The sequence below is a fragment of the Carnobacterium divergens genome (assembly GCF_900258435.1).
GTDB classification, from domain to species: Bacteria; Bacillota; Bacilli; order Lactobacillales; family Carnobacteriaceae; genus Carnobacterium; species Carnobacterium divergens_A.
In genome coordinates this window covers 721302-737174 of record NZ_LT992558.1, presented here as the reverse complement: position 1 = coordinate 737174, position 15873 = coordinate 721302, and the positions used below count along the sequence as shown (strand labels likewise).

Below are 15873 nucleotides of genomic sequence, written 5' to 3'. Positions count from 1 at the left end.
TAATGGCTGTAAATTTAAGAAAATATAGGCTAAATAAGCCAGAAAACAAGGGTGATTCTCCCAATAATCGAAAAAATAGAAGACTGAAAATCCTTTTTACGATTTTCGGTCTTCTATTTTATTTATCTTGAGACTTATGTCCCAAGCTTTTTTTAATAACGGTAAACAACTTGTGCGCCAAATGGCATTAATGCTAACTTAGCTAGTTTAAAACTTTGCATCCCAAAAGGAATCCCTACAATGGTAATACATAAAATTACACCACTAACTACATGAGCAAATGCTAATGGTAAACCACTTATAATCAACCAAATAATATTCACTACTAATGAAAAAGAATTTCCGCCGTAAACAACTTCTTTTCCAAATGGAAAGAAGGTTAATCCTGCTAATTTAAAGCACTGTTTGCCAATTGGAATACCTATGATAGTAATTGACCATAAACATCCCGCTAAAATCCAACCTAAACCAGAAACTAATCCACCGAAAACAAACCAAATAGCATTTCCTAAACAACCCATGTAAACACGTCCCTTATTATTTATCTGTACTTTTAACTATAACATTTCACTTATATTTCTACAACAAGTTCGCTGAAAGCACTGCAATCAACCATAGATGAATGGGGTAGAAAAAATAAAAAAAGTATTTTGAAAACACATTGTTCATTCCACGTTTGCCATTGTATAAGTATATAAACGGCAACACTGTAATGAACATAAAGTCTGAATTATAAGCTAGCATACTTAGAGTCTCAGATAACGTTGGATAACTAACAAAACTCATACTAAACAATACTACTGACATCACTAAATAAAGAATATTTCGTACTTTAGGTTTATTGCGACATAAGTAGGTAATTAGCATAAACGGCAGTTCTACTATGCCTCCTTCAGTAAAGGTAATGCCAAGACCAAATACAAAGATACTCGCTAAAATCAAGAAACTCTTTTTTAAACCTGACGATTGTTTCGTTACTAGGCTAAATAAATAAATCATAGCAATTCCTGCTGCTAGCGTAAGAAAAATATTGTTGTGAACTGCAATCGCTGGATCATGAATGAGCCAATTGATTACTCGATTGCCGATTTCCATAAAAATGGCCATTCCTGTTAAACGTAACAAATAACTTTTACGATTCCTTGTATAATGAAATCCCTCTACTGCCATATAACAAAAGAAAACACCTACACATCGTGTTAAGACATGAAATATCCCTCCAACTTCTGGGGGAACAAAATACCCAATATGATCTAAAACCATTAAAATGGCCATTATAAACTTTAATGTAGTTCCTGACATTCTTATAACTCCTCCACTTTTCAAAAAAATGTTATTTTATTAGATATTAAGAATACCATATAGCTTAGGTCTTCTTCCTTTTATTGTGGTGACATTTCTTCTATTTGACCTTACATTTTTGATAGTTTATTTCTACGTTCATATCGTTATTTTTCTTTCGATAGAAGTTGTATACTTAGCGTAGCTTATCTTTACCTAAGTTTTGCAATACAAGTTAATTAGGAGGGATTTTATGTCGACGAAGGATGCTGGTGGTTACCAAAATCGTGAAAATTTTCAAGAGCTAAAAAGTAAAAATGTTTTTGATGCAACCGTCAACAAAACGAAACAAAATAAAATTAAAGAAAAAGAACAAGAAGAGGCTAAGAAATTTAGTGATAAAAAAGAATAAAAAAGCGACTTGATTTAAGAATGTTTATTTCTTAGATCAAGTCGCTTTTATTGTTTTTTTTTTGGTAAATTCTATAGAATCGCAGATTGATTGGGTCGCTTAATTGTTTAGAACGTCAATTCCTGTTTTTTGAAAACCTAAAATTTCAAATTCATAAATTCTAGCTACTTTACCAGTTTGTTCTGCTTTATTTAGCTGTAGTTTTACATATCTTGCCTCTGTTAACGGAATTGAGTCTTCTGTTACCCCAGCAGTATTTTTTTCACGCTGAATTACTTGAGTCCAATTTTGGTTGTCTTGGCTAACAAGTATCTCATAATCTCTACTATTCCATTCTGGATTTTCACCACCAGCTTCAGCATGGGCCGTCTTAAATCCGATAATGGACGTAAGTTTTCCTAGATCAACCATCATCCACGGGTGATCGTTTCCGTTATCACACCATTTCGTTTGAAGCTTGCCATCTAATGCTTGCTTTGGCGATTCATTAGTAGATGTAAAGCCTGAAGCTGTTGCATTAATAGCTGTTAAAGACAAATTAACTAACGGTTCAGTAAAGCTATCGTCGTAAACCGTGATATAATTTTCCTTTGTTGCGGTCGTACTTCCTGCTTGGTTGCTTGCTGATAACTGAATCGTATATTTTCCAGCTTTACTAAACGTTGTTTCGACTTGTTTTTCGTTACTCTTGTCAGGAGTTCCTCCTTCAATTGTCCAGTCTAATTTTTCTGCTGACAAAGAAGAAGTACTCGTCAAAGTTACTTTTTCACCAACTTTTACAAATGATTTATTTGCTGTAAAATTAGCTTGCGGTGCCTGTAAGTCTTTAAAGGCAAAGGATACTTGACTTGCTTGTGCTAGATGCTCCAGTTGATTCTTATCTACCGGCACAATAATATAATTCAATTGATTTGTACTAGGACGTTTTTGTTTCGTTACATAATAGGCCGTATTTGCTGTTGATCCTTCAAACTGTCTTTCACCTTGCTCATTTATACGGTAAACATTGTACATTGAAGTAGCGTCACCTTTTGAATCCCATTTTAGTCGTAGGTTTGCATAAAGATCTTCTTCAATTGATTGTCCTACAATCGTTGCATTTTCTACAGGACTCACTACTAATGGGGTTTCATCTAGAATAGCAAATTGCCCTAAATTAATTTTAGTGCTTGCTTCTGTCGTTCCGTTTATCGTTAAAGAGATTGTGTCAATCGTTTTATTTTGGAAACGATTCAACTCAAAACGAGTTTCCCTCCATGTTCCAATTGCGTTCGTAGTTCCTTTGATTGTTACAGGTGCTGTCTCATTTTTAAAATTCAGTTTCAAGGTCATTTCTGCTGGACCTTTTGAAACGATTTTTGCAACTTCCTTTCCCGTTAGGAGCAATTCACTTTTATATAGCTTCATCGTTGTTTCACCTTGCGGAATGGTTGAACCTGTTAAAGCAATCGATGAACCGCCATTGAAAGCGTCGCTATAATCAATATCCGCTTTTAATTGATTTCCTTTGTTGTCCAAAATCCAACGATAGGTTGGCATTACATCTTGAATACTGCGATTGTTAAAGGTTCCTTCCTTACTTAGATTGCCATTTTGATAAAAACGATCTCCGTTTCCTACATTAAAATTCGTCGTAAAAGGCAAACTTGTAACAGGTGATTTCTCCACGTAATAGCGTGAAATACCTTGCCATTCATTAGACTTCATACTTGTATCACGAGGATCTCCTGCTGAATTGACCCAAAACTTCTCTTCGTTCTTCCAGTAGGTAGGAATATCATAATTAGCGCCATCTCGTAGTGTCCAGTCTGGGCAATATAAACCTAAGGACACTAATGGTTTACCGTTGACTACGATTGAGCTTGGCTTAGTTGCTGTATTAAATCCTTGTGCTTGAACATCAATTCCGGCAAATAAATCATAGGGTGAGCGGGTAAGCTCCGTCGCTTTTTTGGCAGAACTAACTAGCTTACTTGGTGAATATTGCCAGTTGAAATCTAAAAACATATTATCTGAAACTTTTTTATCGTTATTTTGAAAATACATTTTATTGCGATCGTTTAAGGCACCTTGCCATGAAATACTGCCATTTTCTAGCATTGAATCATACCACATAATATCCATTTCTGGTTTTTTATGTGCTTGTAGATACGCTAGAAATTCTTTCATTGCTTTTGCTGTTGTTGGATTGCTTGCTGTTTCTTGATTGATAAACCAACCGTCAAATCCATAGTAATCAGCTAATTCAAGTAATTTGTCTGCCATTGGAAAGCTGCCGTCTGCTGCTTTTTGAACAAATTGATCTACCCATTCTGGTTTGCCTCCATAAGCTGTTGGTGGAAAGAAGACTGTTCCTAAAACAGGCACGCCATTTCGGTGAGCAGAATCTGTCAAATCGCCACTAGGTGGGACAATGATTCCTTCTCCTGCTGATCCTGCCCAGGCCACCATCGTATCAATGTACTGCCAGTGAGTAAAATTATAGACCGCTTTATCTGAACTGCCTTGTGATGGGGTTCCACTAGTGTTACGATTGGCAATTGCTAATGATACAACTTTAGCATCTAAACTTTGATCTTTATTGGTTTGTTCACTTTTAATGCGCTTAGCTAAAGGGACTTTTGAGACGTTATGAATAGTATCCGCATCTGTAGTCGGATTCCATTTTTTTAATTCTTCTGGGAAAAAGTGTGAAGCGGTTGGTGCTTCTTTTATTTCAGGGATTTCATTTACTTGACCACTTGATAACGTGGAAATTGGAGTATTTTCTTCTCCTCTTGCAATGAGTGCATTTGAAAAATTACTAGCCAACAAAAATAAAACGCTTACATTTCTAACGTTACGAATCCATCTTTTTTTATTTTTCACTATCCAACTCTCCCTTGTTTTAATTTCAATCCGCAAATCTTAATTTACCAACTTTAGCATAGCGAAGTGAGCTCTAGAAAGATAGAAACATTTTATTGTTTTTTTGTAACAAATCATAGATTTTTATTTTTTATAAAAGCCCTAAAAAATCCTTTAATGGTTTTATCCCTTCCGTAAAATTCAATCCATTCCATCATTTTTTTACTATGGTTAAAAAACATCTTCTACTAAATTTATTTTACACAAATTCAATAAACGATGCTTTTTTTGTTTTAGTTTTCGATGTCCATTCAAATACAAATTTGACTATTTTAATTTATTTTGTAATGACTTTTTGATAGCCATACATAATTCACTTTTTTAATGGAAATTATTTTAATGGTTCCTTCTTTAAAATGATTACAAAAATATGTTTCGATATCTCTTTCTAAAAATTCAAATGGTACAATCACATTTCGAAGAAATGTATTGCCAGATTCATTTTCAAAATATATATCGTAATTAATAGCGTCTAGCCAATTTATATCAATCATAATTTCTCCTTTCAACAGTTATTAATAATTTCAACAATAACTACTGTTTAAAACTCTATTATAATAATTAATCGCCATACTCTTTAGCATAGAGAACTTTCTTCTAATAAAAGTATTATAACTTCTTTTTGAAAATGCTTATAGGTTGAAACATGTTATTTTTAGTATGCTTATTGCCATGAACTAAATCAAAGCAATTAAATAATTTTTACATTATAGCATATTCAATAATCGTATTGGAGGAGATATCTATGATTCATTCATTCTTAAAAAAACAAGATTATACAAAATTGAAATTATTACAATATATTGGAAATAAAAAAAAAACGAACATCCAAGAATTGATGGTGACTTTCGATTTATCCAGAGCGAGTATCAAACGAAGCATTGTTGAAATAAATACATTCCTAGATTCGTCACTGGATTCTAGCATATGCAAGATTAATCAAGATAGTCTATTCGACTTCTATTTAGAATCCTCTACAAAAATTAATCTCACAATTATTTATCATAAATATCTATATTACTTTCTATCTAATTCCTTGTCATTTCAAATACTAGTAGAACTTTTTAATAATAAGTCGCTATCATTAAATAAACTAAGTTCAGTTCTATTCATATCGAATAACAGATGCTACAAGTTGATTGTTCAACTAAATAAAGCTTTAGCCTTTTATCAATTAACTATCCAGATAAATGATAATCTTATTGAAGTGAATGGCGACGAACAAAATATACGATTTATGTATTGGTATTTATTATTTCACGGAACTCAAAACTTGAATTGGCCACTATCATATGTTCCTCATAATCTTATAAAAAACACCTTTTCGTTGTATCGAGATCGTTATTTATTAAATAAACCATTATCCACTCAATCTAGTGTTGATTTTTACCTTGCTATTCTTTATGTTCGATTAAATAAAGGGAACTATCAGCCTTTTTTTAAAACTCTTAGCTCCTCTATTTTACAATCCTTATTGGATGTCCATGATATTACCTATGCACTCAAACATTTTCCAATCAATATTCCTACTATTAATAATAACGAACTTGAACATAATGAACGTAAGTCTTTTAATTTAATTATGAGGTTCTTAGATTCTGAAATTGATACTATGGAGGAAAAAATAAAAATAGGAAATACTTTTCTAAAAAAAAATCACCCGGTTACAATTTTTTACAAAAAGCTTAATACTGCTTTTATTAATAATTATTTAAAAAAAGATGTAGAAAATATTCTTCCCCTATTTATGTATTACACTGTCTTGTACCACGAATTTTCATACAATTATTCATACTCTCAAGATGACATCATTAAGATGAACCCTTTAAATCATAACAATTTGATTTACGAGACTTCTAATTTTTCAATCGATTTAAAAAATTACATTTACACCTTTGTAGAAGCATATCCTGCTTTCACTTTTTCTCTTCCTAAAACAACACTACAAATAATTGGTGTCTTACATTATTCACTCTATATTTCATATTATAAAGATTATTTGTCAGTTTTTGTTCAATACTCTAAAACTCCCATAGGAAATAGTTTCATCAAAGGAAAATTACGGCACGTTTTCAACGATGAATCTCTTATCTTTACATCCTGCATTGAGCATGCTGACATTATAATCTCAGACAGCATAGAATATGAAAAAAAAGAGGGAAACACCTTTTTTTTAGAAGATATATATAACGTTTCACTTTGGAAAGAATTGTATATTTTTATTCAAGAACTATTATTTGAACTCTACTTATAAAATGTGTTTTGATCTTTTGATTTAATAAGTAAGATAATGTCTTCAATGTGCTCCATAATTTCTAATTTACTTTTTTCTGAGTAGGCGCCCCTATTCTTTACTGTCAACTCTAAAATAGTCACTCCAAACGGTACTATCTAAAAAAACAGGGAAGATTATTTCTTCCCTGTTTTACTTAGATCGTATTATGAAAGATGAGTTCCTTTGTCTACATAAATGGTGTCTCCATTAACCCCTGTTGATAAATCACTCATTAGAAAGGCTGCTGTATTTCCAACTTCTCTTGTTGTTACCGGTTTATCAGAAGGTGTTCTTTCACTTGCTGAATCTAGCAATTGTTGGAAACCTTTGATTCCTGATGATGCTAGCGTTTTGATTGCTCCAGCTGAAATCGCGTTAATTCGAATATCTTGTGAAGCTAAATCGACTGCTAAATATTTTACAATAGATTCTAATGAGGCTTTTGCAACACCCATTACATTATAATTAGGAACTGCGCGATGAGAACCAATATAGGTCATAGTAGCAATACTTCCACCACGATTCATGATTTTACTTGCATATTTTGAAACGGCAATTAATGAAAAGGCACTAACATCATGTGCAATGCTAAAACCTTCACGACTTGCATCTAATAAGCTTCCTTCTAATTCTTCTTTTCTTGCGAAAGCAATTGAATGCACAAGTCCATCAATCGTGCCATATTTTGTTGAAATTTCATTGAATGCTTTTTCAACATCCTCATCTGTTGCAACATCACACTCCACCATAGGCGCATCTGCTCCTACCAATTTTTCTAGTTGACGTTTCACTCGGTCGTTTTGATAGGTATAAATGATAAAAGCACCACAATCTCTCATTGCCTCTACGCAACCCCATGCAATACTCGATTTATTTACAACACCCATAATAACTATTTTTTTTCCTTCAAGTAATGTATTCAAACTTTATGCCTCCCCGATAGTTAGTACTGTTATTATAGCACAAATTCTGTTTATTCGTGCTGTTTTCTATCAAAGTTTGTGAAAAATATTAAAAAAATCGTTGTTTTAACTCACTTCTTCATGTGAAATACATTTTATATCCATAATAGACTTTTTTTATCCTTGACATAAAAAACCTCTCTAAGAAGGTTCATTCTTAGAGAGGTTCATGGATATTAACGCTTATTTTTTAGCGAATTTTTTTCTTAAGAACAACAATGCTGCTGAACCAAGTGTTAAGAATCCAAGGTAACTAAACAATGAATTATTTTGTTCCCCAGTTTGTGGGTAGTTATCATTATTTTGATAGCCTTTTGATCCTTTTCCGTTTGCTTTAGTCGTTGTATACTTGCCTCCATTGGCTGTTCCTGTATTCCCCGGAGTTGTGCCAGTTCCATTTCCAGAACCTGGTTTTCCTGGAGTGACAGGGGTACCTGGATTGTTTGTATCGACTGCTAAAACAATTGTTGATGCGGATGGTCCTTCTTTAACCTCTCCACCATTAACGCCTTTGATAAGCGCTGTTACTTGGTCTCCAACTTTTAGAACGTAATTGCTTAAAATTGCTCTAGTGATTGGAGTAAGAGCTGCTTTGAATGTTCCATCTTCTGCAACACTGCCTTCAATTATTGAACCATCTGGTAAGGTAATAATCGCTGTAAATACGGTTCCTGCTGGAATTGGTGTATTTAGAGTCACTTTACCTGTTACAAATTTATCGCCAACGTGAATTGCATTAATAACTGGTTTCGTAATAACATACGTATCCCATGCTTCATTTGGCAAAATAGTTGACGTTACTGGTGTACTTTCTTTCGTTTCCCCACCATGTGTTGCTTCCACAACAATCGTTACCTCTCCTGAAGTTAACTCATTGTCGCCTAAATCAACTGAGATATGGCCATTTGAATCAACTGGAGCGGTAATAACTGTTCCATCTGGTAAAGTCACAATCGCTGTAAAGCTTGTGTCTGCTGGAACTGGTTGATTCAATGTTACTGAACCAGTAATGGTTTTATCCCCTGCATGGATTGGGTCAATGACTGGGCTAGAAACCACATAGTCTTCCCACGCTGATGCTAGGACAGTTGTTGAGGTTGGCAAGCTTTCTTTTGTCACCCCTGCTTTAGTTCCACGGATAACGATTGAAAGAATGTCATTTTTCTTCACTTTCTTAGCACCAAACGGAATACTAATAACGCCGTCTGTCGTACTAACTGGTACCTCAATTGTTGAACCATCGGCTAAGGTCACGATAGCTACAAAGGTTGCACCTGCTGGAACTGGTGCTGAGAATAATTCTGATCCTGTTAGAGTTGCATCTTCCTCGTGAACTTGATTGATTGTTGGAGCTGCAATCACATAGTTATTCCATTCTGTTTCTGAAGCGGATGGTTCAACGATAGAAATTACTGGTGTACTATCTTTTGTAACTCCTCCGTTGATTCCTTGTACGATTGTTGATAACGAGTCGCCTTCTTTAAGAATATTGTCTCCTAAAGCAACCGTAAAGGTACCGTCTGGATTCACTTGTGCTTGAATAACTGTTCCATTTGGCAATGTCACTAACGCTGTAAAGCTTGAACCATTTGGAATTGGCGTTGTTAATGTTACTTTTCCTGTAATTGTTGTATCGCCTTCGTGAACTGGACTTACTACAGGTGGTGCCACAGTATAGGTTGCCCATGCTGGATCTGGCAAGGCTGTTTGCACAATACTTGTAACTGGAGTACTTAATTTAGTTGCTGTTCCATTTGTTGCTTCCACAACGCTTGAAAGTGTATCGCCAGCTACTGCTGTGTAACTTCCTAATGAAACAGAGATGTTTCCATCTATTCCTACAACGGCATTCACTTTATTGCCATCTGGTAAGGTTACAACCACTTTAAATGTTGTACCTGCTGGAATCGGTGTGTTCAAAGTGACATTTCCAGTGAGCGTTGTGTCACCTGCATGAACTGGATTTAATACGGGTGCTGCCACTACATAATTTAACCATGCTGGACTTTCTGAAGCTGGTTTAATCGTTGTGACAACTGGTATACTGTCTTTCGTTTCTCCATTATTTGTTGCTTCCACAATTGTTGAAATCGTGTCGCCTTCTTTAGGAATGTAGCTGCCTAAAGGCGCTGTAAAGGTACCATCTGGATTCACTGTTGAGGTTACTTTTGTTCCATCTGGTAAAGTCACGATGGCTTCAAAGGTTGTTCCGGCTGGGATTGGCGTTGCTAATGCTACTGTTCCTGTTACAGTTGTATCGCCTACATAAATTGGATTTACAATCGGCGTAGAAACCACGTAGTCTTTCCAACCTTCTGCTAGTACTGTTGTTTCAACTGGCGTGCTAGTTTTAATTGCCCCACCGTTGACACCTTGAATAATTGTAGACAGAATATCTCCTGCTGTTAAGGTATTACTGCCTAAAGGAACAGTAAAGGTGCCGTCTGGATTCACTGTTGCAGTCACTTTTGTGCCGTCTTTTAAGGTCACGATAGCAGTAAATGTTGAACCGTTTGGAATTGGTGTTGTTAATGTTACTTTTCCTGTAATTGCTGTATCTCCTACTGAAACAGGTTCAACAACCGGTGATGCGATAACATAGGCTCCCCATGCTGGATCTGGAAGCGCTGCTAAGACAGTTGTCTCAACGACTGGGCTATCTTTTGTAACTCCGCCATTGATTCCTTGAACGATTGTTGATACAACATCTCCTTCAGCTACTAGATTGCTTCCTAACGCTACTGTAAAGGTACCATCTGGATTGACTGGTGCTTGAACGACATTTCCATTTGGTAATGTTACTAATGTTGTAAAGCTTGAACCGTTTGGAATTGGTTTAGTTAGGTTTACTGATCCCGTAATTTCTGTGTCACCTACATGAACTGAATCAATGACTGGAGGTGATACAGTATAACCTGCCCAGGCTGGATCTGGTAAAGTTGCTTGAACGACACTAACAACGGGTGTGCTGTCTTTTGTTGCTGTTCCATTTGCTGCTTGTACAACCGTTGATAATGAGTCGCCTAATTTAGGAATGTATCCATTCAACGCAACTGTGATACTGCCATCTGGAGCAACTACAGCATTAAGTTTTGTATTGTCTGGTAAAGTCACAATTGTTGAAAATGTCGTTCCTAATGGAATTGGTGTATTCAATGTAACCTTATCAGTTAAGGTGGTGTCTCCCACATGAACTGGATTTAAAACTGGGGCTGCCACTACATAATTTAACCATGTTGGACTTTCTGACACTGGTTTAATCGTTGTGACAACTGGGGTACTGTCTTTCGTTTCTCCATTATTTGTTGCTTCCACAATTGTTGAAATCGTGTCGCCTTCTTTAGGAATGTAGCTACCTAAAGGCGCTGTAAAGGTGCCATCTGGATTCACTGTTGCGGTTACTTTTGTTCCATCTGGTAAAGTCACGATGGCTTCAAAGGTTGTTCCCGCTGGGATTGGCGTTGCTAACGCAACGGTTCCTGTTACAGTTGTATCGCCTACATAAACAGGATTCACAACAGGGGTAGAAACTACATAATCTTTCCAACCAGCAGCTAAGACTGTTGTTTCAACAGGTGTGCTAGTTTTAATTACTCCACCGTTGACACCTTGTATAGTTGTAGAAAGAATATCTCCTGCCGTTAAGGTATTACTGCCTAAAGGAACAGTAAAGGTGCCATCTGGATTCACTGTTGCAGTCACTTTTGTACCGTCTTTTAAAGTCACGATAGCAGTGAATGTTGAACCGTTTGGAATTGGCGTCGTTAAGGTTACTTTCCCTTTGATTGATGTGTCACCAACCGAAACTGTCTCAACAACAGGGGATGCAATCACGTAACCTGCCCATGCTGGATCTGGTAAGGCTGCTAAGACGGTTGTTAAAACAGGCGTGCTATTTTTTGTAGCTGTTCCATTTACTGCTTCCACGATGCTGGAAAGAATATCTCCTTCAGCTACAGTGTTATTGCCTAATGCAGCTGTAAAGGTGCCATCTGGGTTAATCGTTGCTGTGACTTTTGTACCACTTGTTAATGTTATAATAGTTGAAAATGTTGTTCCTGCTGGAATTGGCGTGTTCAATAGAACCGTTCCAGTAATGGTTGTATCGCCCACATGAATGGGATTAATCATTGGTGCTGCCACTACATAATTTAACCATGCTGGACTTTCTGATACTGGTTTAATTGTTGTGACAACTGGGGTACTGTCTTTCGTTTCTCCATTATTTGTTGCTTCAATAATCGTTGAAATCGTGTCGCCTTCTTTAGGTGTGTAACTACCTAAAGGTGCTGTAAACGTTCCATCTGGATTCACTGTTGCGGTTACTTTTGTTCCATCTGGTAAAGTCACAATGGCTTCAAAAGTTGTTCCTGCTGGAATTGGTGTTGCTAACGCAACAGTTCCTGTTACGGCTGTATCGCCTACATAAATTGGATTTACAACTGGCGTAGAAACCACGTAGTCTTTCCAACCTTCTGCTAGTACTGTTGTTTCAACTGGCGTGCTAGTTTTAATTACTCCACCGTTGACACCTTGTATGGTTGTAGAAAGAATATCTCCTGCCGTTAAGGTGTTACTACCTAAAGGAACAGTAAAGGTACCGTCTGGATTCACTGTTGCAGTCACTTTTGTACCGTCTTTTAAAGTCACGATAGCAGTGAATGTTGAACCGTTTGGAATTGGCGTTGTTAAAGTTACTTTCCCTGTAATTTCTGTATCTCCTACTGAAATAGGTTCAACAACAGGGGAGGCAATCACGTAACCTGCCCAGGCTGGATCAACTATTGGAGCTAAAACAGTACTTTCTACTACCGTACTATTTTTGATTACTCCTCCATTGCTTCCTTGAACAATTGTTGATAAGATGTCTCCTTCAGCTACTGTATTGCTTCCTAATGCTACTGTAAAAGTACCATCTGGATTCACTGGTGCTTGAACGACATTTCCATTTGGTAATGTTACTAATGTTGCAAAGCTTGAACCTGGTGGAATTGGAGCTGTTAATGTAACCTTTCCTGTAATTTCTGTATCTCCTGCATGAATTGAATCAATAACTGGAGCTGCCACTGTATAACCTGCCCAGGCTGGATCTGGTAAGGTTGCTTGAACGACACTAACAACTGGGGTGCTGTCTTTTGTTGCTGTTCCATTTTTTGCTTCTACAATGGTTGATAATGTGTCACCTAATTTAGGAACATATCCATTCAGTGCAACTGTGATACTACCATTTGGCGCGATAATCGCATTTAATTTAGTATTATCTGGTAAAGTAACGACTGTTGAGAAAGTAGTTCCTTCTGGAATAGGGGTATTCAATGTAACATTACCAGTTAAGGTGGTGTCTCCCACATGAATTGGGTTTAATACCGGTGCTGCCACTACATAGTTTAACCATGCTGGACTTTCTGATACTGGTTTAATTGTTGTGACAACTGGGGTACTGTCTTTCGTTTCCCCATTATTTGTTGCCTCCACAATTGTTGAAATCGTGTCGCCTTCTTTAGGAATGTAGCTGCCTAAAGGCGCTGTAAAGGTGCCATCTGGATTCACTGTTGCAGTTACTTTTGTTCCATCTGGTAAAGTCACAATGGCTTCAAAGGTTGTTCCAGCTGGGATTGGCGTTGCTAATGCAACGGTTCCTGTTACAGTTGTATCGCCTACATAAACAGGATTCACAACAGGGGTAGAAACTACATAGTCTTTCCAACCTTCTGCTAGAACTGTTGTTTCAACAGGTGTGCTAGTTTTAATTACTCCACCGTTCACACCTTGAATAATTGTAGAAAGAATATCTCCTGCCGTTAAGATGTTACTACCTAAAGGAACAGTAAAGGTGCCATCTGGATTCACTGTTGCAGTCACTTTTGTGCCGTCTTTTAAGGTCACGATAGCAGTGAATGTTGAACCGTTTGGAATTGGCGTCGTTAAAGTTACTTTTCCTGTAATTTCTGTATCTCCTACTGAAACAGGTTCAACAACGGGGGATGCAATCACGTAACCTGCCCATGCTGGATCTGGTAAGGCTGCTAAGACGGTTGTTAAAACAGGCGTGCTATTTTTTGTTTCTCCTGCATTTGCTCCTTGAACAATACTAGATAAGCTTTCACCTTCAGTAACTGCATTGGCTCCTAGTGGTACGGTAAAGGTGCCATCTGGGTTAATCGTTGCTGTGACTTCGGTGCCATTTGCTAAAGTAATAATAGTTGTAAAAGTGGTTCCCGTTGGAATTGGTGTTGTCAAAGTTGTTTTACCGGTTATTTCAGTATCGCCTGCATGAACAGCATCAATTACTGGAGGCGCTACTACATAGGTATCCCAACCTGGGCTTGTATTTGCTAAGACGGTAGTAGTTACTGGCGTACTTGTTTTTGTAACGCCACCATTGATTCCTTCAATCACTGTGGATAAACTATCATTTGATTTAGGGATGTAACTGCCAAATGGTACTGTAAAGCTACCATCTGGATTTACTACAGCAGTTGCTGTTGACCCATCTGGTAATGTCACAACAGTACTAAATGTACTGCCTGCCGGAATTGGTGAAGTTAACGCTACAGTTCCAGTTAAACTTGTATCTCCAACATGAACGGGGTTAATAGTTGGCGGGGTGATTGTGTATGCTGTCCAAGCTGGGTTGGCAAAATTTAAGGTTACACTTGCACCTTCAGATTGAATATCACCTAAAATTCCGGCTGAAATAAGAGAAGTATTAATCGCCCCAGCTGTAATTTTAGATTGAGCTGTGCCTGGTGGGGATACTGCAAATTTAACGTTGTAAGAAGTTCCGGCTAATAAACTAGCACTGATTAAATTGTTTAAACCTTCACCTGTTAAATTAAGCAATCCATCGACCACTGTGAAAATTGGATTCAACGCATTTTTCAAAGTTGCTAAAAGAGGATTTAAAGTTACACCGGCTATGCCTGTAAATGCAACAGCATTAATTGCGTTGTGTAGGGCGTCAAATAACCCTTTGAGTAATTGTTTTACGTAATTTCCTAACCCATCTGTAAAATTAACACTGATATATTTGCCATCAGGTGACACAACTCCAGGTAAAGTTTCTTGATAATTCCCAAAATTCTGAGCTGTTTTAATTGCTTGAAAAGCCGCAATAACTGGATCTAACGCCGTTCCTTGACCTGCAAGGTTAGCAGCATTATCTAAAGTTGTTAGGGCTGTCTCTGCTGTTCCAATTAATAAAGGCAACCCTGGTAATTGAGCTGGTGTAATTGGCAATAATTTAGCATCAATTGCAACAGTCGCTCCACCAACTACCTTGCCTTGTAACTCAGTTGGCAAAGCAAATACAACTACTTTTGGAGTTCCTAAACCAACACTTGCTAAGGCATCTCCACTATAAGTTAAGTCTAAATCATAATTCCCAGCACCATTTGGACTAAGATTGGTTCCATTGTTAGAAACAAGTTGCGTATTATTTAAAATACTTACATCCGCTAAGGCTGCTTGAGCTGTTTGTTCTTGGAAGCCAATAAAATGCCCATCTTGAAATAATGGAGTAATGGGTGAAGCTAGTAACACTGACGCTGCAGAAACAATGACTGCCTTTTGAAAAACTTTCTTATTCGTTTTTGATTTTTTTGATTGATTCTTTTGACTGCTCATTTTCTCTCCCCCTCTTTTTAACAATATGCAGATTTAATCCTAAAAAGCATTTCATAAACTTCAGTACTTTTAAATCTGTTTTTTTATGCCCCCCTATTACGAACCACTTAAAATTAAAATAAGATTAAACCAAACGATTTAATTCTCACTAAAATCAAAAATAACACAATTATAAATAAAATCAAATAAAAACACTTATCTATAAAAAAACATCAAAGAATAAAAAAATCTGTTTTCGATAGCGTTTTCTAAAAAAAACTTATTTATTCAATTTTTCTTCATTTTATTCAGACCAAAAAAAAATATGTAAAAAACCCTTCAAAAACAACCTTAAACAGATTTCAACTGTGTATTAGTTAACTAAAATAGTTGTTTTTGTGAAAAAAAAAGCATAAAAAAACTAATAATTT

Annotated in this window: 8 protein-coding genes and 1 pseudogene; 3 read left to right on the top strand and 6 right to left on the bottom strand. The window is 36.4% G+C overall.

The genetic code is table 11. The annotated features are described in order from the left end of the window. Nucleotides 1-152: 152 nt before the first annotated feature. Together CDIMF43_RS03880 and CDIMF43_RS03875 are read right to left on the bottom strand one after the other, a co-directional pair. Nucleotides 153-521, bottom strand: coding sequence for a YccF domain-containing protein (locus CDIMF43_RS03880; RefSeq protein WP_074402305.1), 369 nt, complete (start codon nucleotides 519-521; stop codon nucleotides 153-155). A 58-nt stretch (nucleotides 522-579) separates the two neighbouring features. Then, entirely contained in the window at nucleotides 580-1302 is a 723-nt protein-coding gene (locus CDIMF43_RS03875) for a TraX family protein (protein ID WP_109841240.1), read from the bottom strand. A gap of 232 nt (nucleotides 1303-1534) precedes the next feature. Here CDIMF43_RS03875 and CDIMF43_RS13585 point away from each other — a divergent pair, with 232 nt between their 5' ends. After that, nucleotides 1535-1693: a hypothetical protein gene (locus CDIMF43_RS13585; RefSeq protein WP_162532905.1), complete on the top strand. Its 159-nt coding sequence runs from the start codon at nucleotides 1535-1537 to the stop codon at nucleotides 1691-1693. Between the two features lie 99 nt (nucleotides 1694-1792). Here CDIMF43_RS13585 and CDIMF43_RS03870 read toward each other — a convergent pair whose 3' ends face one another. Then, nucleotides 1793-4561: an endo-beta-N-acetylglucosaminidase gene (locus tag CDIMF43_RS03870; RefSeq protein WP_109841239.1), complete on the bottom strand. Its 2769-nt coding sequence runs from the start codon at nucleotides 4559-4561 to the stop codon at nucleotides 1793-1795. Nucleotides 4562-4872: 311 nt separating this feature from the next. Beyond that, nucleotides 4873-5094: a hypothetical protein gene (locus CDIMF43_RS03865; protein WP_109841238.1), complete on the bottom strand. Its 222-nt coding sequence runs from the start codon at nucleotides 5092-5094 to the stop codon at nucleotides 4873-4875. A 251-nt stretch (nucleotides 5095-5345) separates the two neighbouring features. On the opposite strand from CDIMF43_RS03865, the pseudogene CDIMF43_RS13950 reads away from it, so the two are divergent. Together CDIMF43_RS13950 and CDIMF43_RS03860 are read left to right on the top strand one after the other, a co-directional pair. Further along, a pseudogene (locus CDIMF43_RS13950) lies at nucleotides 5346-5501 on the top strand (helix-turn-helix domain-containing protein); the annotation flags it as partial. Nucleotides 5502-5735: 234 nt separating this feature from the next. Beyond that, the gene (locus CDIMF43_RS03860) at nucleotides 5736-6854 is read left to right on the top strand and encodes a hypothetical protein (RefSeq protein ID WP_414734972.1); all 1119 of its coding nucleotides are present in this window, start codon (nucleotides 5736-5738) and stop codon (nucleotides 6852-6854) included. 185 nt (nucleotides 6855-7039) lie between these two features. Here the strand turns inward: CDIMF43_RS03860 and fabI are convergent, their stop codons facing one another. Beyond that, on the bottom strand, nucleotides 7040-7798 hold the full coding sequence (gene fabI, locus CDIMF43_RS03855; RefSeq protein WP_034571738.1) for an enoyl-ACP reductase FabI: 759 nt from the start codon (nucleotides 7796-7798) through the stop codon (nucleotides 7040-7042). A 222-nt stretch (nucleotides 7799-8020) separates the two neighbouring features. Then, a complete protein-coding gene (locus CDIMF43_RS03850) occupies nucleotides 8021-15463 on the bottom strand; it encodes an adhesive domain-containing protein (RefSeq protein ID WP_109841236.1) in 7443 nt (2480 codons plus the stop codon). Between the last annotated feature and the right edge of the window lie 410 nt (nucleotides 15464-15873).

What these genes read in the sequence shown, in the direction of transcription:
- CDIMF43_RS03875 (WP_109841240.1), bottom strand. Translation starts at nt 1,302, where the DNA reads ATGTCAGGAACTACATTAAAGTTTATAATGGCCATTTTAATGGTTTTA.
- CDIMF43_RS03880 (WP_074402305.1), bottom strand. Translation starts at nt 521, where the DNA reads ATGGGTTGTTTAGGAAATGCTATTTGGTTTGTTTTCGGTGGATTAGTT.
- CDIMF43_RS03850 (WP_109841236.1), bottom strand. Translation starts at nt 15,463, where the DNA reads ATGAGCAGTCAAAAGAATCAATCAAAAAAATCAAAAACGAATAAGAAA.
- CDIMF43_RS13585 (WP_162532905.1), top strand. Translation starts at nt 1,535, where the DNA reads ATGTCGACGAAGGATGCTGGTGGTTACCAAAATCGTGAAAATTTTCAA.
- CDIMF43_RS03865 (WP_109841238.1), bottom strand. Translation starts at nt 5,094, where the DNA reads ATGATTGATATAAATTGGCTAGACGCTATTAATTACGATATATATTTT.